Raw genomic sequence first — 22,176 nt, forward strand, 5'->3', positions numbered from 1 at the left:
GCCGGAACACGCATCCACCCCTCGGTGTTGGCGTCACTTCAGCTGTTATAACTGAGATGAATGAAGGATATCATGAATCTGAATACCAGTTAAGATCACTGCTGCCGCAGTCGGTCAGACGAGGAGGACTCTCGGCCGATGCACACGATCTACCACCTGGCTCACATAGCACTCGCGACCGGCCAGAACCTGGCCGTTCCCTCCTGGCAGAACTATGTCGTACCCGTGACGAGCGGTGTCCTCGTCGCCGTCCTGCTCGGCGGCGTGCGCATCGCGTGGAGCCGCCGCCGCGTGCCCTCGGCGTTGTCCCGCGGGGTCCGCCGCAAGACCTATCTCGGCGCCGTCCTGTCAGAATCGGAACGCGGGTGCCCGGCACGGCTCGACGTGCTGGCACCACGGCTCTCTCCCGCCACGGAAAGCACGATCTTCGTCAAGATCCAGGACGCGTGGAAGCGCATCAACGGCCGCAAAGGGGTCCGGGTGGTGATCCTGGATTCCCAGGAGAGCCTGATCGGCGGCATAGAGCTCATGGCCGAAGGCATCGACGTGCGCGTGACCCGCCGCGAACTGGGCACCGAGAGTCTGAGCTTCCACCTGTTCGAGCGGGAGGGGCGGTCGGCCCCCAGCGCGATCGTCAACCATCGCGAGGACCTGGTCGACAGGCCGGTCCGGCTGAACGGCATGCCCGCGACCCGGCTGCTGTGGGACCACTTCGAGAAGATATGGGCCGACGCCCAGCCGCTGGAAGCCGTGCTCGCGGAGAAGATCTGCGAGAAGGTCAGCGAGCAGGGAGAGCCGCGCGCGGTCTGGCGAGCGCTCCATGAGGTCGAGGTCTCGCTGAACGTCGACCTGGACGGCGCCCCGAAGGTCCTGCCGCACCTGGCCTTCCGGAACAGCGCGCGAGTCGTGTTCGTGGTCGGCCTGCCCGGGTCGGGCAAATCCCACGTCCGGCGCGTGCTGGCCCGGCACCTGGCCGGGCTGGGGATCAAGACGAGCGAACTGTCCGACTACACCTACGCCTACCGCGACTTCCTGCACGCGATGGCCAAGCTGGAACCCGTGCGAGCACCCGGGTTCACGGCATACGCCGGGGGCGGGTTCTCGGTGAACAACATCGAGGTCCTGAGGCCCGCGCTGCAGGCATTGGCGCAGGCGGTCCGCGACAGCGTCAAGGAGCCTCGGGTCACGATCGTGGAATTCGCCAGGCCGGACCTGGTCGCCGCGCTGCGGGAGTTCGAGGATCTGCGGCTGGAGAGCCAGGTCATCCACGTGAACGCGCCCGCACCCCTGCGGACGCAGCGCCTGAACCGCCGCATCGAACCGCCGGAGGTGTCCGTCGATGACACGTCGGTCACCTTCACCCTGTCCGACAACCACGTGCTGCCGCCCGCCGCCAAGCAATCGATCTACAAGATGGACAACTTTCCCGAGCTGATGGCCGACCCTCACTGGCGCGGCCGGGTCTTCTCGATCGACAACGACGTGGACGACGGCGGCGCGACGATCGAGACCAGGCTGGGAGCGTTCGTCGAACGCGTCATCCAGCCCTACCGGCAGCCGTGAACCCACTGGCAGGGCGGCGGCTCGCGTCACGGCGCCCGGCGTGGGCGCGTCCAGGGCCATCCGGCCATGGCGCTCGCCGGGCGCTCAGACCGACAGCTGGGCCATCGCCTTGTGGATGCGTTTGTCGGAGATCGGGTAGGGCGTGCCGAGGGTCTGGGCGAAGTAGCTGACCCGCAGCTCCTCCAGCATCCAGCGGAGATCGGTGACGGCCTGCTCGGACCTGCGCGCCGGCGGCAGACCGTCCACCGTCTGCTCGTACGCCATGCGGATCTCGTCGAGCCTGAGCATCCGCTCGCGGTCGCGGTAGGGATCGTCGGGCAGCTTCTCCAGCCGCCGCTCGACCGCCCGCAGATAACGCTGCAGGTCGGGCAGCCGCGCGTGGCCGGTGGCGGTGACGAAGCCGGGGAAGACCAGCGACGACAGATGCTCGTCGATCTCCTCAAGGATGTCCTGCGGGTCCTTCATCGAGCCGAGCACGGTGCGCGCCTTCTGCCAGATCTGAAGGATGCTCTCGACCCGGGACACCGCCTCGGCCGTCGTGTCGTACAGCTCGGCGCGCACGTGGTCGTGCACGCGCGCGAACCCCTCGGCGTTCCACGCCGGCCCGCCTGCCTCGGCGATGAGCTTGTCGGCCGCGCAGGTGACGCAGTCTTCGAACAGCTCGGCGGCGTCGCGGTGCGGGCTGTGGCTCAGCGCGAGCTTCTGCTGGGTGCTCAGCCCGCGCAGGATGGCCTTGGCCGGCGAGGTGACGTTCAGCAGCACGAGGCGCCGCGTGCCCGCCCACATCGCCGCCCGCTGCTCGGCCTCGGTCTCGAAGACGCGGACCGCGACGCTGCTCCCCTGGTCGACCAGCGCGGGATAGGCCTTGATGCGTCCCTGCTCGAACAGCCGGGGTAGCTCGCCGATCGTCCACGAGCGCAGGCCCGTGCGTTCGAGACTCTCGCCCGCGCGAGACAGCGTGGCGCGCAGCTTGGGCGCCAGCCTGTGCTTCAGACCGGCGAGGTCCTTGTCCTCGGCGACCGTGCGCTTGTGCTCGTCCACCACGCGGTAGGTCACGCGCAGGTGGTCGGGCAGCCGCCCCGGGTCGAAGGCGTCGGGCGGCACCCGCACGCCGGTGAGCGCGAACAGCTCGCGCGCCACGGCCTCCACCAGAGGCTCCTCGCCGGGGGTGACCCGTTCGAGCACGGCCTTGGCGTAGTTGGGGGCGGGGACGAAGTTGCGCCGCACCACCTTGGGGAGCGAGCGGATCAGCTCGGTGACCAGTTCTTCGCGCAGGCCGGGGATCTGCCAGTCGAAGCCGCCGTCCTCGACCTGGTTGAGCACCTGGAGCGGCACGTGCACGGTCACGCCGTCGGCGTCGGCGCCGGGCTCGAACTGGTAGGTGAGACGCATGCGCTGGCCGCCCTGCCGCCAGGCGTCCGGATAGGCCTGCTGCAGGTCCGCGGCGTCCGCGCCCTGGTTGATCAGCATGTCGGCCGAGAACGTCAGCAGGTCGGGCTCGTCCTGCCGCTTGCGCTTCCACCAGCTGTCGAAGTGGGCCGCCGACACGACGGTGTCGGGGACGCGCCTGTCGTAGAAGTCGAACAGCGTCTCGTCGTCCACCATGATGTCGCGGCGGCGGGCGCGGTTCTCCAGCTCCTCGACCTCCGACAGCAGCCGGCGGTTCTCCTTCAGGAAGCGGTGGTGGGTTTCCCAGTCGCCCTCCACCAGGCCGTGGCGGATGAACAGCTCCCGCGACAGATCTGGGTCGATCTTCCCGTAGTTGATCTTGCGGTCCACCACGATCGGCACGCCGTACAGCGTGACCTTCTCGTAGGCCATGACCGCGCCCTGGTTCTTCTCCCAGTGCGGCTCGCTGTAGGTGCGCTTGACCAGGTGCCCGGCCAGCGGCTCGACCCACTCAGGCTCGATCTTGGCGACGACCCGCGCCCACAGCCGGGAGGTCTCGACCAGCTCGCCCGCCATGACCCATCGGGGCTGCTTGCGGGACAACGCCGACCCCGGGAAGATCGCGAACCGGGCATTGCGCGCGCCGATGTACTCGCGGACCGGGCGCCGCCGCGGCCCCGCCTCGTTCTTGTCGGACTTCTCGACGTCCAGCACCCCGATGTGGGACAGCATGCCCGCCAGCAGGGAGACGTGCGTCTGGTAGGGGTCGGGGCGCGTGGTGTTGAGGGTGACGCCGAGCCCCTTGGCGACCTGCTTGAGCTGGCTGTAGATGTCCTGCCACTCGCGCACGCGCAGGTAGTTGAGGAAGTCGGCCTTGCACATGCGCCGGAACTGGCTGGAGGACAGCTCGCGCTGCTGCTCGCGCACGTGGTCCCAGAGGTTCAGATAGCTCAGGAAGTCCGACTCCTTGTCGGCGAACCTGGCGTGCTTCTGGTCGGCCTGCGCCTGCTTGTCGGCGGGCCGCTCGCGCGGGTCCTGGATGGACAGCGCCGCGGCGATCACCATGACCTCGGTGGCGCACCCGTTGCCGTCGGCGGCCAGCACCATGCGCGCGAGCCTGGGGTCGACCGGCAGCTGGGCGAGCTTGGAACCGATCGGGGTGAGCTTGTGGTGCTCGTCGAAGGCGCCCAGCTCGTGCAGCAGGTTGACGCCGTCCTTCACCTGCCGCTGGTCGGGCGGCTCGACGAACGGGAACGCCGCGATGTCGCCCAGGCCCAGCGAGGTCATCTGCAGGATGACCGAGGCGAGGTTGGTGCGCAGGATCTCGGGGTCGGTGAACTCGGGCCGGCCGAGGAAGTCCTCCTCGGCGAACAGGCGGATGCACACGCCGTCGGAGGTGCGGCCGCAGCGGCCCTTGCGCTGGTTGGCCGAGGCCTGCGAGATCGGCTCGATCGGCAGCCGCTGGACCTTCAGCCGGTGGCTGTAGCGGGAGACGCGCGCGAAGCCGGGGTCGACCACGTACTTGATGCCGGGCACGGTCAGCGAGGTCTCGGCGACGTTGGTCGCGAGGACGATGCGGCGGCCCCGGTGGGCCTGGAAGACGCGGTGCTGCTCGCCGGCCGACAGGCGCGCGTACAGCGGGAGCACCTCCTCAGGGCGGCCCTTGAGCGCCTCCGCGGTGTCCCTGATCTCGCGCTCGCCGCTGAGGAACACCAGGATGTCGCCGGGGCCCTCGCCGCACAGCTCGTCCACCGCGTCGACGATCGCCTGCGCCTGGTCCTCCTGGTCGTCGCGGATGGGGCGGTAGCGCACCTCGACGGGATAGGTGCGCCCGGACACCTCGACGATGGGCGCCTCCCCGAAGTGGCGGGAGAAGCGCTCGGGGTCGATGGTCGCCGAGGTGATGATCACCTTGAGGTCGGGCCTCTTGGGCAGGAGCTGCTTGAGGTAGCCCAGGATGAAGTCGATGTTGAGGCTGCGCTCGTGCGCCTCGTCGATGATCAGCGTGTCGTACCGCGACAGCAGCCGGTCGCGCTGCATCTCGGCGAGCAGGATGCCGTCGGTCATCACCTTGACGAGCGTGTCGTCGCCGGAGTGATCGGTGAAGCGCACCTTGTAGCCGATGGCGCCGCCCAGCGGGACGTCCAGCTCCTCGGCGATGCGCTCGGCGACCGTGCGGGCCGCGATGCGGCGCGGCTGGGTGTGGCCGATCTGCCCCTTGACGCCCCGGCCGAGCTCAAGGCAGATCTTGGGGATCTGGGTGGTCTTGCCCGAGCCGGTCTCACCCGCGATGATGACCACCTGGTGATCGCGAAGGACCGCGAGGATGTCGTCCTTGCGCCCGCTGACCGGCAGGTTCTCCGGATAGGAGACCGCGGGCACCAGGGCGCGCCGGGCCGCGACCCGGACCTCGGCCGCGTCGATCTCGGTGGCGACCTTGTCGGCGATGGACCGCAGAGCCTTGCCGTCGCGCACGCGGCGCGCGCCGTCGATGCGGCGGCGCAGCCGCAGCTCGTCGCGCAGCATCAGCGCAGGCAGGCGTTCACGCAGATCGGTCAGGGGCGATTTCAACGAAGACGTTCCCATGGTCGCTTTCTCGGCCGTCTCGTCGAACGACCGCCACCGGCAAGGATAAGCAACCTTCCCCCGCACTCCGCCAATGGTTTACCGCGCTCGCGAGGCGGGGGACGTCCACAGGGCTGTGACCTGCGACCCTTCCCCGCAGGGCCGGCTCCACGGGTTCCGGCGCCCGCGGGCCCTGCGGCGAACGGCCGGGCTCGGCCGGATCAGTGGGAGCGCAACAGCTCTCCGGGCGAGTCGTGGGTGTACTTCAGCGCCTTCTCAAGGCACACGATGGCGCCCTGCCGGGGGCGGTTGATGAAACGCACGTCGTCGGCCAGCGCCCGCATGATCTGCAGCCCCCGCCCGTGCTCCGCCATCGGGGAGCTCGTGCCGACCTCGTCCGGGTCGAAACCTCGCCCGGTGTCCAGAACGGTGATCACGAACTTGTCGGCGACGAGTTGCGCACTGACGGTGTACTCGTCGGCCTCTGTGGCGTGCCTGATGACGTTCGAGCACGCCTCGGTGAGCATGAGCATGATGTCCTCCTTGATGTCCTGTTCGACACCGAGGACCTCCAGCTCCGCACCAAGGATCTGCCGGGTCACGGACACGCTCGCGGCATCGCGCGGCAAGCGCAATGCGATGGTCACCTCCACACTTCCTCCTTTCCGCCCACGTTGTTAAAGGTGCCCCCATGAGAGATGCCAAACACGGAAAGTGGAAGGTGATGCGATCGCCAAGGGTGTCCGGACCCGGCCGGGGACGGCCAGGCTCCCCGGGCCGGCGAGATCCGGCCCGGGGAGCGGAGGAGGCCGCCGCGGTCAGCGACGCGCGTGCCCGGCTGCCTCGGCGGCGAGCGCGGCCCCGATGATGCCCGCCTCGTTGAGCAGCGTCGCCGGGACCACCGGCGTGCCGGGCAGATCGATGTAGTGCAGGAACTTGTCGGCCTTCTTGCTCACGCCGCCGCCGATGACGATCAGCGACGGCGACAGCAGTGCCTGGATGTGCTCCAGGTACTTCTGCACCCGCCCGGCCCACTGCTCCCAGCTGAGGTCGTGCTTCTCGCGGGCGTTGTCGGAGGCGCGGTGCTCGGCCTCGTGCCCGTCGATCTCGATGTGCCCGAACTCGGTGTTGGGGACGAGCAGGCCGTCCACGATCAGCGCGCTGCCGATGCCGGTGCCGAAGGTGAACATCGCCACCAGCCCCGCGCGGCCGCGTCCGGCGCCGAACCGGGCCTCGGCGACGCCCGCCGCGTCGGCGTCGTTGACCACGGTGACGTCCGTGCCGGTCGCGCCGGAGAACAGCTCGCGCGCGTCCAGGCCGATCCAGGCGGAGTCGACGTTCGCCGCCGTCTTGGTCACCCCGTCCACCACGACCCCGGGGAAGGTCACCCCGACCGGCCCCGTCCAGGAGAAGTGCTCCACGATCTGCCGGACGACCCCGGCGACCTCCTTGGGAGCGGACGGACTGGGCGTCGGCACCCGGAGGCGCTCCTGCGACAACGCACCGCGCGCCGTGTCGACCGGGGCGCCCTTGATGCCCGATCCGCCGATGTCGATTCCCAGCACATTCATGTCCACTCCTCGTCGAACCCGTCAGCCTCTTATTACCGCTATCGTGCGCATGATGCCGTACATGCTCAGACCGCTGACGATGCTGCTGTCCGCCACGCTCACCATGGCATGCCTGCCGGGGCGGGCGGCGGGCGCCGCCGAGGCGCCCGCCGCGCCCGCCGTCCCCCGTGTCCCGGCCGGCACGACCGCGAGCTACATGGTCTTCGACCGGACGACGCGCACGACGCGGCTCGCCCACAACGTGCACAGCCGCTACCGGTCGGCCTCCGTGGTGAAGATCCTCATCGCGCTGGACTTCCTCGAGTCGCGCGCGCCCGGCCGGGCGATCTCCGCCGCCGACCGGGAGCTGCTCAAGCGGATGCTGCGCTCCAGCGACGACGACGCCGCCTCGGCGTTCTGGCGGCGCGGGGGCCAGCGGGCGATCATCGACCGCATGGTGCGCCGGATGGGCCTGAAGGACACCGGCCCGCCGCCCGCCTCCCACCCCGGCTTCTGGGGCTACACCGCGCTCAGCGCCTCCGACGTCGTGCGCACCTACCGCTACCTGCTCGACCGGGCCGACGCCGGTGCCCGGAGCCTCATCCTCGGCCACCTTCGTCAGGCCACGCGATGCGCCAGCGACGACTTCGACCAGTCCTTCGGCATCCCGAGCGCCGTGCCGCGGCCGTGGGCGGTCAAGCAGGGGTGGTCCGGCTATGGCGCCACCCCGGCCGTGCGCTGCTCCGGCTCGCGGGCCGGCGGCTCGGCCACCGCCGCGGTCGCCCCCACGCCCTCCGGCGACGCGCCCGGCGCCGCGATTCCCGGCGACGCGTCCGGGACCGTGATTCCCGCGGCGGCCGACGCCCCGGTGGCGACCGCGGCGACGGACGCGGCGGTGGCGGACGCCGCGGTCGCCACCGGGAGCGCGGGCACGTCCGGACGGCCTCCGGTGAACCTGGCCCGCCCGGTGCTGCACACCACCGGCCTGGCCGGCGCGGGAGACCGCCTGATCATCGTGGTGCTCACCCTCCAGCCGGCGGGCGCCTCGTACGCGAACTCCGCCGTACGGCTGACCGCGCTCACCAAGCAGGTCTACCAGGCGGGCCGGCCGCGCTGACGGCCGTCCGCGCGGGTGCCCAGCACGGCGTCGAAGGGAGCGGTGTTCTCGTCGAACGTCCACCTCGTCGAGGTGTCCAGCGGATCCAGGCGGCCGTGCCGGGGGTCGTCCCTGCCGACCACGAACGGGTCGGTAGGCGCTGAGCCCGCGGAGGTGTCCTCCCGCCGGCCGGGACCCGCCGGGGCGTCGCGCCGGTAGGACGACGGAACCTCCCACTCGTAGGACGACGCCGACGCCGGCTCCGACCGGTACGACGACGCCGGCTCTGTCCGGTACGACGACGCCGGTTCCGACCGGTAGGCCGGTTCCGATCGGTAGGCCGACTCCGGCTCTGAGCGGTAGGCCGACGCCGGGTCCGACCGGTACGACGACGCCGGTTCCGATCGGTAGGCCGACTCCGGCCGGTAAGAGCCGGGAGCCGGATCCGAGCTGTAAGGAGACGGCTCCAGGCGGTAGGAGGCCGCCGCCGGGTCCGACCGGTAGGAGACGGGAGCCGGGTCCGAGCTGTAGGAGGACTGCTCCGCGCGGTAGGAGGCAGGGGCCGGGTCCTTGGTGTAGGACACCTGGGCCGGCGTCACGGGGAGGTAGGCCGACGAGGTCGCCGAGGACGGCTCGGTCAGATAGGCGACCGGCTCCTTGGCGGCGGCCGACGGCGCGGCGTAGGCGTCCGTACGAGACGGCGGCGTCGCATAGGCGTCGGACCGGGACGACGGCGCCGTGTAAGCGTCCGACCAGGAGGACTGCGTCGTATAAGCGTCCGTGCGGGAGGACGGCGGGGCGGAGGTGTAGGCGGAGGAGGAGGCGCCGATGGCGGCGGTGGCCCGGCCGTTGCCGACGGAGAACAGGGAGGAGTGCAGCCCGTCGATCAGGCGCTGCACGTCCTCGCGGCCGCGCACCGCCAGCCGCAGGAAGTCGCTGCTGGAGCCCAGCTTGTCGCCGCAGTCGCGCACCAGCAGGTTGTGCGCCGACAGCAGCTGCCCGCTCAACGCCCGCCCGTCCTTGCCCTCGGGCAGGCGCACCATCAGGAAGTCCGCCTGCGAGGGGTACACCGTGACCCCGGGCAGCGCCGAGAGCCGCTGGAACATCGACCGGCGGTCCTCGGCCATCATGCGCAGGCTCTCCCGGTAGTCCCGCATGTGGTCCCTGAGCATGAAGACCAGCGACTCGGCGTAGGAGTTGAGGTTCCACCGGGGCAGCATCCGCCGGATCTTCTCCGCGAGCGCCGGGTTGGCGACCAGGTAGCCGAGGCGGGCGCCGGGAAGCCCGAACGCCCGGTCCAGGTTCCGCAGCACGATCACGTTCGGCCTGATGGCGGCCTCCGCGGCCACGCTCGGGACGGCCTCGGCGTCCACGAAGTCGGCGTAGGACTCGTCCACCACGACCAGGTCGAGGTCCGCGAGGGTGTCGAGGAGCTCGACGACCCGCGCGCGGGGCAGGTGCCCGCCGTCGGGGTTGTTGGGGTTGCAGATCACCGCGACCCGCGACCCGCGCCTGCGGACGAACCGCGTGTAGGCCTCCACGTCGAGCGCGAAGCCCTGGTCCTCCTGGAGGGGGTACATGTCGACGCGCTTGCCGGTGTCCAGCGGCTGACCGGTCCAGCGGCCGGAGGTCGGGATGGGGACGGCGAGGCTCTCCTGGACGAGGAGGTGGTCGATCCAGGTGATCAGCTCGCTCGTGCCGTTGCCCATGACGACCGTCTGCGGCTTCAGCCCGAGTGCCGCGCTCAGCTCGGCGGCGACGTCGGCGGCGTCGCTCGGGTGGTGCCGCAGGACGGTGGCGGCGTTGCGCCCGAGGATGTCGAACATCTCGGGCGTGGGGAAGTACGGGTTGCACGGGAGGCGGAAGTCCACCGGGGCCTCCGGTGCCCCGCCGGTCCCGCGCTGGTACGAGGACGACGTGCCGTTCGCCTCGGCGCGCAGCAGGCTGAGATCGGTGGAACCTGCCAACAGAGGTCTCCTCCATGACGGCGTTACGACGGGCGTCCGCGGGCGCGACACCCTGAGGTACGCGGCCGGGGCGTCACGGGTTCATCCCGATTCGCGTGCGGCCCCGCCGGACACGGGCCCACTGGACACGGGCCCGCCGCCCCGGCGGCCACGGGTTCGGCGCGGCCCGCCGATGACCGGTTCGACGCGGCCCGGCGATCACCGGTTCCGCCCGCCGTGCACGGATTGCGGACACGCCCCCCGGCCGCTTCGCCGCCCCGGCGGGCGTCTTCAGGAGGTGACGGACCGGTCCCCGGTCCGCGCCGGCCGCCCGGGGGTGGTGTCCGGGGCGTCGCCGTCGCGCGGCCCCGCGGGGTCGTTCCCGTTCCCCGTGCCGGGGCCGTGCGCCTCGTCCGGCCCGTGGTCGTCCACGAACGTGGCCTCGTCGAAGGGGGCGCGCCCGGACAGCACCTCCTTGGCGCGCTCGCGGTCGAAGTCCTTGACCCACGTGCCGATCAGCACGGTGGCCACCGCGTTGCCGGCGAAGTTGGTCAGCGCACGGGCCTCCGACATGAACCGGTCGATGCCGACGATCAGGCCGACGCCGTCGACCAGGCCGGGCCGGTGCGACTGGAGGCCGCCGGCGAGCGTCGCCAGCCCGGCCCCTGTGACGCCCGCCGCGCCCTTCGAAGCGATGATCATGAAGACCAGCAGCGCGATCTGCTCCCCCACCGACAGCGGGGCGCCGGTGGCGCTGGCGACGAACAACGTCGCCATCGTGAGGTAGATGGCGGTGCCGTCGAGGTTGAAGGAGTACCCGGTGGGCACGGTGATGCCGACGACGGCGCGGCTCACGCCGAGGTGCTCCATCTTGGCGATCAGGCGCGGCAGCGCCGACTCCGAGGAGGAGGTCGAAAGGATCAGCAGGAACTCCCGGCCGAGGTAGCGCAGCAGGGACGGCAGGCTGATCCGGGCGCCCAGCCAGAGGATCGTCCCGAGGACGACCCCGACGAACAGCAGGCAGGTCAGGTAGAAGGCGCCCATGAGGACGGCCAGGCTCCGCAGTGCCTCCACTCCGCCCGCGCCGGCCACCGCCGCCATGGCGCCGAACGCGCCGACCGGCGCCGCCCACATGATCATGGCGAGGATGCGGAAGACGAGCCGCTGGACGTGCTCGAGGCCGCGCAGGATGGGGACCCCGCGCGGGCCCATGCGCTGCAGCGCGAACCCGGTGAGGAGCGCGACGAGCAGGGTCTGCAGCACCTGGCTCCCGGTGAGCGCCGCCAGGAAGGTGGTGGGGATGATGCCGACGAGGAAGGAGACGGTGTCGCTCGCGTCGCCCTTGGCCGCCTGCTCCTCGCCCGCCTTCCGCAGCGCGTCGGTGAGCTGCAGACCCTCGCCGGGGTGGATCAGGTTGCCGACGACCAGGCCGATGATCAGCGCGATCGTGGACATGACCAGGAAGTAGCCGATGGCCAGGCCGCCCACCTTGCCGACCTTGGCGGCCTCGGCGACCGAGCCGACGCCGAGCACGATGGTGCAGAAGATGATCGGGCTGATCATCATCTTGATCAGCGCCACGAAGGCCGTGCCGAGGGGCTTCAGGGCGACGCCGGCGTCGGGGGCGAGCAGGCCCACCAGGATGCCGGCCACCACCGCCACGACGACGGCGATGTAAAGATATCGGGTGGGGTCCCGGCGCACCGGGGCTGACGTCGTCGTCACGCGACGCTCCTTGTCTTGCTCCGCATACGTTCGCATGAGGAATGGAAGTTCGATCGAGTGACTATGCGCCGAGGGAGTGACGTGGGTCACCATTGCGTACATTTCGTTTGTCGCCGTCACCGCACGGTGACGCCCCGCCCCTGTGCGCGGCGGACCGGGCGACCCGGCGGAGGTGAGCCTTGACCGAGATCCGCTCCCGGTTGCGACGATGGAGCCTGGCGCGGCAGATGCTCGTGCTGCAGATCTTCGTCGTCGGCGTCACCGTGGCGGGCGGCACCGTCCTGGCGTTCATGCACACCGGCAGGCTGCTGACCGAGCAGGCCGCGAGCACGAGCAGAAGGATGGCGATCAGCGTCGCCGACTCCCCCGCCGTGCTCGCCGCGCTGGACGACCCCGACCCCTCGGCCGTCCTCCAGCCGTACGCCGAGCGGGTCCGGCGCGAGGCCGGCATGGACTTCATCACGATCATGAGCACGCGGGGGCGCAGGTTCACCCATCCGAACCCGCGGCGCATCGGCGGGCAGTTCCTCGGCAACACCGCCGAGGCCCTCGCGGGCCGCACCTTCACCGAGACCTACACCGGCACGCTCGGCCCCTCGGTGCGGGCCGTCACGCCCGTGCGGGACGCCGCGGGGCGCGTGCGCGCGCTGGTGAGCACCGGGATCATCGTCGACAAGATCAGCGCCCAGCTCCGCGAGCAGGTCACCGCGGCGCTGCTGACCGGGGCGGTGGGCCTGTCGGCCGGCACCGCGGGCACCTATCTGGTGGGGGCGCGGCTGCGCCGCCACACGCACGGCCTGCGGTCCTCTGAGCTGAACCGCATGTACGAGCACCACAACGCGATCTTGCACGCGGTCCGCGAAGGGCTGCTGCTCATCGACGGCGAGTGCCGCCTGACGCTGGCCAACGACGGGGCCCGGGAGCTGCTCGGGCTGCCGCCGGACGCCGAAGGGCGTCCCGTGGCCGAGCTGGGCCTGCCCTCCTCGCTGGCCGGGTCGCTGGCCTCCGGCGAGAACCGGGCCGACGAGATCCACCTGACCCGCGACCGGGTGCTCGTGGTCAGCTCCGCCGAGGTGCGCTCGGGGGCCCGGTCGCTCGGCACCGTGGTGACGCTCCGCGACCACACGGAGTTGCAGGCGCTCACCGGCCAGCTCGACGCCGAACGCGGCTTCGCCGAGTCGCTGCGCTCGGCCGCGCACGAGGCGGCCAACCGGCTGCACACTGTGGTCACCCTGGTGGAGCTCGGACGCACCGAGCAGGCCGTCGCCTTCGCCACCGCCGAGCTGCGGACCGCGCAGCAGCTCACCGATCGTGTCGTCGGCGCCGTGCGCGAGCCGGTGCTGGCGGCGCTGCTCCTCGGCAAGACGGCCGAGGCCGCCGAACGCGGCGTGGAGCTGGCGATCAGCCCCGGCAGCGAGCTCGACGACGTCAGCCTCGACAGCCGCGACCTGGTGACCATCCTCGGCAATCTGGTCGACAACGCCGTGGAGGCCGCCATGAGCGGCCCCGCCCCCGCCCGCGTGCGCGTCCATCTGAGCGCCGCGGACGGCGCGTTCCTGGTCCAGGTGAGCGACAGCGGGCCGGGCGTCGACGCCGCGGCCGTCCAGGACGTCTTCCGGCGCGGCTGGACCACCAAGGGGGACGGCCGGGGGCTCGGGCTGGCCATGGCCGGCCAGGCGGTGCGCCGTCTCGGCGGCGCGATCGAGATCGGCCGTGGCGGCCAAGGTGACGAGGGCGGCCAGGGTGACGAGGGCGGGCAGGGGGCCGTCTTCACCGTGCGCCTCCCGCTGCCCGGCGGGCCCGGCGCGCCCGGGGGGTCGCCGTGATCTCCGTGCTGATCGTCGAGGACGAGGAGCTCACAGCCGAGGCCAACCGCGTCTTCGTCGAGCGGGTGCCCGGCTTCCAGGTCGTGGGCGTGGCCCGCTCGGGCGGCGAGGCCCTGCGTTTCCTGCGCCGCCGGCCGGCCGATCTGGTCCTGCTGGATCTGTACCTGCCGGACATGCACGGGCTGGACGTGTGCCGGGCGCTGCGGGCGGCGGGCGTCTTCTGCGACGTCATCGCCGTCACCTCCGCGCGGGATCTGTCGGTCGTCCGCTCCGCGGTGTCGGTCGGGGTCGTGCAGTACCTGCTCAAACCGTTCACCTTCGCCGCGCTCAGCGAGAGGCTCAGGCGGTACGGCGACTTCCGGTCCTCCATGGACGGGGCGGGCGAGGTCATCGGCCAGGGAGAGGTCGACAGGGCGCTGTCGGCGCTGCGGGGGACCGCGCGCACTCCCCTGCCCAAGGGAATGGCCGAGCCGACGCTGGAGGCGGTGGCGGGCGAACTGCGCAGGACTCCAGGCGGGATGTCGGCGCAGGCCATGGGCGCCGCGATCGGGGTCTCGCGGGTGACGGCCCGCCGCTATCTGGAGCACCTCGTCGGCACCGGCATGGCGCGCCGCGTCCCTCAGTACGGAGGGCTCGGGCGGCCGGAGCTGCTGTACCAGAGCGTCTGAGCCCGCCCGGGCGCGGTGACCGCCCGGCGGCGGGTCCGCCACACAATCTCAGCAGCTGCTCGGCGGTTTACTCATGCCGTCAGGACCGGGCCGGTTTCCCTGCCGGTGCCGTTCGCTCCTTCGCCGTCCTCGCCGGGGGGGCCGCCGCAGCGCGCGATCTTCCGGTCATCCGCGTCCTTTGCGTTCGGCGTGCTCCACGAGCCGTTCCCTTGTCATCGGACGGTCGACTCGGCGCCGGAATTCGCGTATGCGGATCAGGCCCATCGGCGTCGCGCTTCCCTCTTTGACCGTGGGGCGGTTCCCGCTCGCCCCAGAGCGGAGAAATTGGACATTTCTCCTCAGCGTCCGGCGGCGCCCGCACTTTTGCCCCGGCACCCGAACCGCATTCTGTATTACATCGACACTCGCGATGTCAACGAGATACGGCGCCGACCGAACTGGCACAACACATCGCCCAAAATTAAGTAAACCGCCGCAAACACCCAGTCCCTGGCCTTGAGGCTCCGAGGTCGATCCCTACGCGCCGGCAGCCCACCGAGAGCCGAGCGCCCGGGACGACACGGCACAGAACCCCCGCCAGCGATCGGCAAAGCATGTCAACCCTCGACTTTTCGCAATGTCATCGACATTGTGTGCTCCAGACAGGATCACTGGTCAAGCCAGATAACTATGACAGTTATCACGATACGAATAGTGACACTCGCATATACCGACTATGGGTCCGGTCACTAGGCACGGCTGGGGCTATCCGTAACTCTCCTCTTAGCGCTTAGCCGGACCGAGCGAAGAGAGGGGTGCGAGACGTGATCGACAGGTACGAGATCTATTGCCTCGCCGATCCACTGTTTTACGACACCCTTGACAATCAGCGTACGAAGTATCCCGACTTTCCCATAGCGAGCAAGGACGTGCCGGTCGGCTGGCAGCATCGCGCCACGGACACCTGGCTGCACTACGGCCCTGAGGACCTCTCCCTTCCCCTTCAGGGATGGAAGATTCACATCTCGGCCCGCCTCGACGACGCCGAGAAGACCCTCGCCACGGTCTGGGACTACTGCGTCGGCCGCCGGCTCAGCTTCAAGTTCCTGCGCGGGCCCCGCGTGGTCATGATGCTCAACTCCAAGTACGCAGAACGCGGCAGCAGCGGCAAGCTGGTCACGATCTACCCGGCCGACGAGGCCGAGCTGGAGCTCGTGCTCAAGGAGCTGGACGAGCTGCTGCACGGCGTCCGCGGCCCGTACATCCTCAGCGACCTGCGCTACGGCGACGGCCCCCTGTACGTGCGCTATGGCGGGTTCGCCGAGCGCTACTGCCTGACAGGCAACCGGGAACGGGTGCTCGCGATCGCCGACGCGGACGGCGCCCTGGTGCCCGACCGCCGCGGGCCGTCCTTCTCGCCGCCGTCCTTCGTGACTCTGCCCGACTTCCTCAAGCCGCACCTCGAGGCCCGCAACGCGGTGACCTTCGCCGGCAGGCCGTACGAGATCGAGAAGGTGCTTCACTTCTCCAACGGCGGCGGCGTCTACAAGGCCAGGGACACCCGCACCGGCCGCGCGGTCGTGCTCAAGGAGGCCAGGCCGCACGCCGGGCTCGACGCCGCCGGCCGCGACGCGGTGGCCCGCCTGGGCCACGAGGCCGACATCCTTCGCCGCCTGGAAGGGCTGGACGTCGTCCCCGCGCTGTACGACTACTTCACCCTCGGCGAGCACCACTTCCTGGTCCAGGAGTTCATCGACGGGACGACGCTGAGCCAGGAGTCGGTGCACCGGCACCCCCTGACCCGCGCCACCCTCACTCCCGAGGACGCCGCCGAGTACACCGAATGGGCGCTCGACATGCTGGCCCGCGTGGATCGGGCGGTGACCGCGCTGCACGGGCGCGGGGTCGTCTTCGGCGACCTGCACCCGTTCAACGTCCTGGTCGAGGACGACCGCGTCGTACTGATCGACTTCGAGGTCGCCAGCCTGGCCGAGAACAAGGCCCGGCCCACCCTCGCCCACCCGGGCTTCTGCCCGCCTTCTGACCGGGTCGGCATCGCGGCCGACCGGTACGCCCTCGCCTGCATGCGGCTGAACCTGTTCGCCCCCATGTCCACGGTGCTGATCCCGCTGCAGCGCGCCAAGGTCATCCATCTGGCCGAGCTCGTGCGCGACACCTTCCCGGTGCCGCACGCGTTCGTCGAGGAGGCCGTGCGCACGATCCTCGGCGGCGACCCCGGCCACGCCGCGCCGGCGTCCTCCACCGCACAGGAGGCGCCCGCGCCCGAGCCACCGGCCTCCGCGGCGCCCACCGGGACCACTCCCGCGCGCACGGCCTCCCCGGCCCATGACCTGAACGCGATGAGCCGGCTGCCGATGCCGGGCCGCGCCTCCTGGACCTCGGTCCGGCAGGCGGCGCGCCGGGCCATCCTCGCCTCGGTGACCCCGGAGCGCGACGACCGGCTGTTCCCCGGCGACGCGGCGCAGTTCCAGCCGGGCGGCGGACTCAACCTGGCGAACGGCGCGGCGGGCGTGCTGTACGCGCTCGCCGAGACCGGCGCCGGCCGGTTCCCCGAGTACGAGGCCTGGCTGCGCGAACGCGCCATGGCGCCGAAACCGGGTACCGGCCTCGGCTTCTACGACGGCCTGCACGGCGTGGCCTACGCCTTCGAGGCGCTCGGCCGCAGGCAGGACGCCCTGGAACTGGTCACCCTGTGCCTGCGCGAGAGATGGGAGCAGCTCGGCCAGAGCCTGTACGCCGGCCTGTCCGGCATGGGGCTGAACCTGCTGCACCTGGGCGAGACGACCGGCGACCGCGAGCTGACGGCGACCGCGTTGCAGATCGTCGACATGGTGGCCGCCCGCCTCGGCGCGGTCGACAGCGTGGCGGAGGTCAGCGGCGGCGGCAATCCGCACGCCGGGCTGATGCGCGGCTCGTCGGGCCCCGCGCTGCTGTTCCTGCGGGCGTACGAGACGACCGGCGACACCGCCCTGCTGGAGCACGCGGACGTCGCGCTGCGGCAGGACCTGCGCCGCTGCACCCGGCGCTCCGACGGGCAGCTCCAGGTGCAGCAGAGCTGGCGGACCAACCCCTACCTGGACGAGGGCTCGGCGGGCATCGGCGTCGTCCTCGCCCGCTATCTGGCCCACCGCGACGACGAGGACTTCCGGCAGGCCCTGTCGGACATCGGCCCGGTGGCGACCCTGGACTACTACGTGCAGTCAGGCCTGTTCGCCGGGCGGGCCGGCATGATCGCGGCCCTCACCCTCGGACTGCGGCCCGGCGTGGACCGGGACTCCCCCGAGGTGGCCGGCCAGATCGCACGGCTCGGCTGGCATGCCATGCCCTACGGCGGCGGGCTCGCCTTCCCCGGCAACCAGCTGCTGCGGTTGTCGATGGACCTGGCGACCGGCACGGCCGGCGTCCTTCTCGCACTGGGCGCCGTGCTGCACGACCGGCCGGTGACCGTCCCCCTGATCTCCCCCTCCGGCACTCCCGCCGGAGCGGTGGACCCGACGAGCACAGGAAGGAGGTGATCTTCAATGGCGCTTCTCGACCTGCAGGACATGGAGCTCCCGACCGGCGGTGGCGGCGGCGGCGGCAGCAACCTGAGCCTCCTGGGGTGCACCCCCCACGAGAACAGCAGCCTCAGCATCCTCTGCGGCTGAGCCCGACCTTCCCCCCACGTACGACGAAAGGGCGTGACTCGAATGGCGCTTCTCGACCTGCAGGACATGGAGATCCCGACCGGCGGTGGCGGCGGCGGCAGCAACCTGAGCCTCGTGGGGTGCACCCCCCACGAGAACAGCAGCCTCAGCATCCTCTGCGGCTGACCTCAACCCTCCCACGTACGACGAAAGGGCGTGACTCGAATGGCGCTTCTCGACCTGCAGGACATGGAGATCCCCGGCGGCGGCCACGGCGGCGGCGGCAGCAACCTGAGCCTCGTGGGGTGCACCCCCCACGAGAACAGCAGCCTGAGCATCCTCTGCGGCTGATATCTGAGCACTGATATCTGAGCCAGAGCCTGGGGCGGCCCTCATCCGGCCGCTCCAGGCCTGTCCATTCCCGCTGACCCCGGAGGGGAAACCTTTGCCATGTCGGACGGGCTTCTCTTCGAGGTGCTCCGCCGGAGCGGCCGGTGGCCCGCCGTGTACGCGGTCACCGCGCTGTCCGGCGCCGTCGTCGAGCTGCTGCTCCCGGCCGCGCTGGGCGCGGCGGTGGACGTCCTCGTCGCTCCCGGCGGCCAGGGCGGCGACTCCTCTCCGCCCGGCGGCATCCTGTCCGGCCTCTCCTTCCTGTCCGGCGGCCCCCTTCTGTACTGCGTCTGCCTGGTCGTCGCGCTGGTGGCGTGCGACGCCGTGGCCGTCTTCGCGGCCGGCGCGGGCGGCGCCCAGGCCTCGCGCCTGCTGCGCCTGCGGGTGGTCCGGCACGTTCTCGGCGTCGGCCCCGCCATCTCCCGTCGCTTCTCCGCCGGCGACCTGGTCACCCGGGCCGGCTCCAACACCGAGGAGGTCGGCGCGGCCCCCGAGGCGCTGATCACCGCCGTGTCGCTGCTCGTCCCCGCGGCCGGCTCCCTGATCGCGCTCGCCCTCATCGACCTCTGGCCCGCGGCGGCCTTCGTGGTGGGCCTGACCCTCATCGGGGTGGTCCTGCGCGCGTTCCTCCGCAAGAGCACGGCCGTCGCCACGGGGTACCAGGAGGCGCAGAGCGACATCGCCGCCCGGCTGATCGACGCGCTGTCCGGGGCGCGCACCATCGCGGCGGCCGGCACGGAACGGCTCGAGGTCCGGCGTGTGCTGGGGCCGCTGCCACGTCTGCACGCCCACGGCATGGCCCTGTGGCGGGTGAACGCCCGCGCCGGCGTCCAGGCGGCCATCGTCGTGCCGCTGCTGGAGATCGCCGTCATCGGCGTGAGCGGGTTCCGGCTGGCCGCCGGCGAGATGAGCGTCGGAGACCTGTTCGCCGCCGCCCGGTACGCCGTCCTCGGCGCCGGGATCGGCTCGGCGCTCGGCTACCTCAACCGCCTGGCCCGCGCCCGCTCGGCCGCCCGCCGCGTCCGAGAGGTCCTCGACCGGCCCGCGCTGACCTACGGCGACGCCCGCCTGCCCACCAGGGACGACAGGCACGGCAGGTACGACGCGCTGTACATCGACGACGGGCCGCCCGCCGAGGGCGGCGCGGACGGGGAGCGAGGGCGCCTGGAGCTGCGGGGCGTGACGGTGCGCGTGGACGGGCGGCCCGCGCTGCGCGACGTCGGGCTGAGCGTGCCGGGCGGCGCCGCGCTGGCCGTGGTCGGCAGATCGGGCAGCGGCAAGTCCCTGTTCGCCGCCGTCGCCGGGCGGCTGGTCGACCCCGACGAGGGCGAAGTGCTGCTCGACGGGGTACCGCTGCGCCGGCTCGGCCGTGCCGCCCTGCGACAGGCCGTCGGCTACGCCTTCGAGCGGCCGGTGCTCTTCGGCGGCACGCTGGGCGAGGCGATCGCCGTGGGCCGCCCCGCGGGCGCGGCCACGGCCGCCGCGCGGGCCGCCGCGGCCGATCCGTTCATCCGCAAACTCCCCCGTTCGTACGAAACGCCGATCGGCGAGGCCCCGATGTCGGGCGGCGAGCGGCAGCGCGTCGGCCTGGCCAGGGCCTTCACCCACGGCGGCAGGCTGCTGATCCTGGACGACGCCACCTCCAGCCTGGACACCGTCACCGAGTACCAGGTGGCCCGGGCCCTCACCGAGGAACTGCGCGACCGCACCAGGGTGATCGTCGCCCACCGGGCCGCGACGGCGGCGCGCGCCGATCTGGTCGTCTGGCTGGAGGACGGGCGGATCCGCGCCCGCGGCAGGCACGAGACGCTGTGGCACGACCCCGCCTACCGCGCCGTCTTCCAGGTCGCCGACCCCTCCCCGCAGCCCGGCCCGGCCCGCCCCGGCGACGCCGGACAGCCGGCCCGCGACGCCGTGCACCCGGCAGCGGACGGCCCGGCCCCCTCCCCCGGTCGCCCGTCTCCCCGGACGGCGGCTCGCCCTCACCCGCCCGTACCGCCGCCTCCGCCGGACGGCGCGACGGGCGGTGGCCGCGTGGAGGCGGACGCGGCCTCCGCCGCCCCGCGGGCGGCCCGCGGCGTCCCGGTGGCTGAGCGCACATGAACGTCCGCGAGCTGCTGTGGCGGGCCGTGCGCGCGCGGCCTCGCCAGATGGCGCGCCTGCTCGGCTGGTCGTTCGCCGAGGCCGCGCCGTCGTTCGCCTCCGGGCAGGCCATCGCGCACGCCCTGGACGACGGGTTCGCGGCCGGGCGGCCGGTGACCGGCCTCGGCTGGCTGGCCGTGCTGGCCGCCGCCTGGCTGGCCGCGGCGCTCGGCGCCCGGCAGGTGCTGCTGGCGATCGCGGGGATCGTCGAGCCGTTCCGGGACGAACTGCTGCGGCGCGTCGTGGACGGCGCGCTGCACGGCGCCGCCTCCTCGGGCCTCCGGCCGGACACCGCCGCGGTCGCGCGGATGAACCGCCAGGTGGAACTGGCCCGCGACTCGTTCGGGGCCGTGATCGCCGTGGTGAGGTCGTTCCTGTTCTCGGTCACCGGGGTGATGCTCGGCGTGCTGACGCTGATGGGCGCCGTGCTGCCGCTGGTGCTGCTGCCGCTGGCGGCGGGCCTGGCGATGTTCGCGCTCTCGCTGCCGGCGATGGCGCGGGCTCAGCGCGAGCTCATCCTGGCCGAGGAGCGGACGTCCGCGTCCCTGGCCGCCGTGGTGGAGGGCCTGCGGGACGTCACGGCGTGCGGGGCCGAGGACCGCGTGGCCGCCGAGGTCGGGCGGGACGTCGAGCGCCAGGCGCGCGCCACCCGGACGCTCGCCCGGCTCACGGCCGTGCGCACCGTCTCGCTCGCCGTGGGCGGCTGGCTGCCCATCCTGCTGGTGCTGATCGCCACGCCGGCGCTGGTGCGGCAGGGCGCGACCGCAGGGGTCGTCCTCGGCACCCTCACCTACATCGCGCAGTCGCTCACCCCGGCCCTGGGGAGCCTCGTCCAGGGCGCGGGTGTGAACGGCGTGCGCCTGGTCACGGCGCTCCAGCGGATCACGGCGACCAGCGCCCGTCCCCCGGCGGAGGCCGCGACCGGCCGCGCGGGCGTGCCGAAGGGCACGTCCCTGCGGCTGCGCGAGGTCACCTTCGCCTACGGGCCCGGCGCCGACCCGGTGGTCTCCGGCCTGGACCTGGCGGTGGCGGAGGGCGACCATCTCGCCGTCGTGGGGCCGAGCGGCATCGGGAAGTCGACGGTGGCGGCGCTGGTGGCCGGGATCCTGCGCCCGAGCGCCGGCCGGGTGCTCATCGACGGGGTGGCGGTCGAGGAGATGGACCGCGCCGCCATGTGCCGCGCCCGGGTCCTGATCCCGCAGGAGGCCTACGTGTTCCGCGGCACGCTGGGCGACAACCTGACCTACCTGTCGGGCGCCCGATCGCGGGCGGAGCTGGACCGGGCGGCCGAGGCGGTCGGCATGGCGGACCTGGCCCGAAGGCTCGGCGGTTACGACGCCGAGGTGGACCCCGGCGAGCTGTCGTCGGGAGAGCGCCAGCTCATCGCGCTCACCCGCGCCTACCTGTCGCCCTCGCGGCTGGTCCTGCTCGACGAGGCGACCTGCCATCTGGACCCGGCGGCCGAGGCGCGGGCCGAAGAGGCGTTCGCCGCCCGCGGCGGGACGCTCATCGTGATCGCCCACCGGCTCACCTCGGCACTGCGCGCGAAGCGGGTTCTGGTCATGGACGGCTCGCGTGCGCGGGCGGGGACGCACGAGGAGATGGTCGCCGCCTCGGGGCTCTACCGGGACCTGATGGGCCGGTGGGACGCCCCTGCCGGCGCGGACGCCCGGAGCTGATCGAACCCACG

At 72.1% G+C, this 22,176-nt stretch carries 15 protein-coding genes; 10 read left to right on the forward strand and 5 right to left on the reverse strand.

All coding sequences use genetic code 11. The annotated features are described in order from the left end of the window. Window positions 1-138 precede the first annotated feature (138 nt). Window positions 139-1,563 carry a DEAD/DEAH box helicase family protein gene (locus ACFO60_RS30055; RefSeq protein ID WP_380846830.1) on the forward strand — a complete coding sequence of 475 codons (1,425 nt, stop codon included), beginning with the start codon at window positions 139-141 and terminating at the stop codon, window positions 1,561-1,563. An 84-nt stretch (window positions 1,564-1,647) separates the two neighbouring features. Here the strand turns inward: ACFO60_RS30055 and hrpA are convergent, their stop codons facing one another. The 3 genes from hrpA to ppgK all read right to left on the reverse strand — a co-directional run bounded on the left by hrpA (window position 1,648) and on the right by ppgK (window position 7,088). After that, entirely contained in the window at window positions 1,648-5,538 is a 3,891-nt protein-coding gene (gene hrpA, locus ACFO60_RS30060) for an ATP-dependent RNA helicase HrpA (protein WP_380846832.1), read from the reverse strand. A gap of 200 nt (window positions 5,539-5,738) precedes the next feature. Then, the gene (locus tag ACFO60_RS30065) at window positions 5,739-6,170 is read right to left on the reverse strand and encodes an ATP-binding protein (RefSeq protein WP_380846834.1); all 432 of its coding nucleotides are present in this window, start codon (window positions 6,168-6,170) and stop codon (window positions 5,739-5,741) included. A gap of 165 nt (window positions 6,171-6,335) precedes the next feature. Then, window positions 6,336-7,088, reverse strand: a complete 753-nt coding sequence (gene ppgK / locus ACFO60_RS30070) for a polyphosphate--glucose phosphotransferase (protein WP_380846835.1) — start codon at window positions 7,086-7,088, stop codon at window positions 6,336-6,338. A 61-nt stretch (window positions 7,089-7,149) separates the two neighbouring features. Between ppgK and ACFO60_RS30075 the strand changes: the two genes are divergently transcribed. Beyond that, entirely contained in the window at window positions 7,150-8,184 is a 1,035-nt protein-coding gene (locus ACFO60_RS30075) for a serine hydrolase (protein ID WP_380846837.1), read from the forward strand. On the opposite strand, the gene ACFO60_RS30080 is transcribed toward ACFO60_RS30075, so the two are convergent. After that, window positions 8,160-10,130, reverse strand: coding sequence for an aminotransferase class I/II-fold pyridoxal phosphate-dependent enzyme (locus ACFO60_RS30080; RefSeq protein ID WP_380846840.1), 1,971 nt, complete (start codon window positions 10,128-10,130; stop codon window positions 8,160-8,162). The genes ACFO60_RS30075 and ACFO60_RS30080 overlap by 25 nt on opposite strands. A gap of 270 nt (window positions 10,131-10,400) precedes the next feature. Beyond that, window positions 10,401-11,834 (reverse strand): cation:dicarboxylate symporter family transporter, encoded by a 1,434-nt coding sequence (locus ACFO60_RS30085; RefSeq protein WP_380846843.1) that lies wholly within the window; start codon window positions 11,832-11,834, stop codon window positions 10,401-10,403. A gap of 179 nt (window positions 11,835-12,013) precedes the next feature. Between ACFO60_RS30085 and ACFO60_RS30090 the strand changes: the two genes are divergently transcribed. From ACFO60_RS30090 to ACFO60_RS30125, 8 genes are all read left to right on the forward strand, one after another. Then, a complete protein-coding gene (locus ACFO60_RS30090) occupies window positions 12,014-13,660 on the forward strand; it encodes an ATP-binding protein (protein ID WP_380846846.1) in 1,647 nt (548 codons plus the stop codon). After that, window positions 13,657-14,328 (forward strand): response regulator, encoded by a 672-nt coding sequence (locus ACFO60_RS30095; protein ID WP_380846849.1) that lies wholly within the window; start codon window positions 13,657-13,659, stop codon window positions 14,326-14,328. Before ACFO60_RS30090 ends, ACFO60_RS30095 begins: the two co-directional genes overlap by 4 nt. Window positions 14,329-15,131: 803 nt before the next feature. Then, a complete protein-coding gene (gene lanKC, locus ACFO60_RS30100; RefSeq protein ID WP_380846852.1) occupies window positions 15,132-17,843 on the forward strand; it encodes a class III lanthionine synthetase LanKC in 2,712 nt (903 codons plus the stop codon). Window positions 17,844-17,849: 6 nt separating this feature from the next. Further along, window positions 17,850-17,975 (forward strand): SapB/AmfS family lanthipeptide, encoded by a 126-nt coding sequence (locus ACFO60_RS30105; RefSeq protein ID WP_380846855.1) that lies wholly within the window; start codon window positions 17,850-17,852, stop codon window positions 17,973-17,975. 42 nt (window positions 17,976-18,017) lie between these two features. Beyond that, the gene (locus tag ACFO60_RS30110) at window positions 18,018-18,140 is read left to right on the forward strand and encodes a SapB/AmfS family lanthipeptide (protein WP_380824511.1); all 123 of its coding nucleotides are present in this window, start codon (window positions 18,018-18,020) and stop codon (window positions 18,138-18,140) included. Window positions 18,141-18,179: 39 nt separating this feature from the next. After that, window positions 18,180-18,305: a SapB/AmfS family lanthipeptide gene (locus ACFO60_RS30115; RefSeq protein ID WP_380846858.1), complete on the forward strand. Its 126-nt coding sequence runs from the start codon at window positions 18,180-18,182 to the stop codon at window positions 18,303-18,305. Between the two features lie 99 nt (window positions 18,306-18,404). Next, a complete protein-coding gene (locus ACFO60_RS30120) occupies window positions 18,405-20,447 on the forward strand; it encodes an ABC transporter ATP-binding protein (RefSeq protein WP_380846861.1) in 2,043 nt (680 codons plus the stop codon). Further along, entirely contained in the window at window positions 20,444-22,165 is a 1,722-nt protein-coding gene (locus tag ACFO60_RS30125; protein WP_380846864.1) for an ATP-binding cassette domain-containing protein, read from the forward strand. Before ACFO60_RS30120 ends, ACFO60_RS30125 begins: the two co-directional genes overlap by 4 nt. Window positions 22,166-22,176 lie beyond the last annotated feature (11 nt).

The organism is Sphaerisporangium dianthi (assembly GCF_042654065.1).
GTDB classification, from domain to species: domain Bacteria; phylum Actinomycetota; class Actinomycetes; order Streptosporangiales; family Streptosporangiaceae; genus Sphaerisporangium; species Sphaerisporangium dianthi.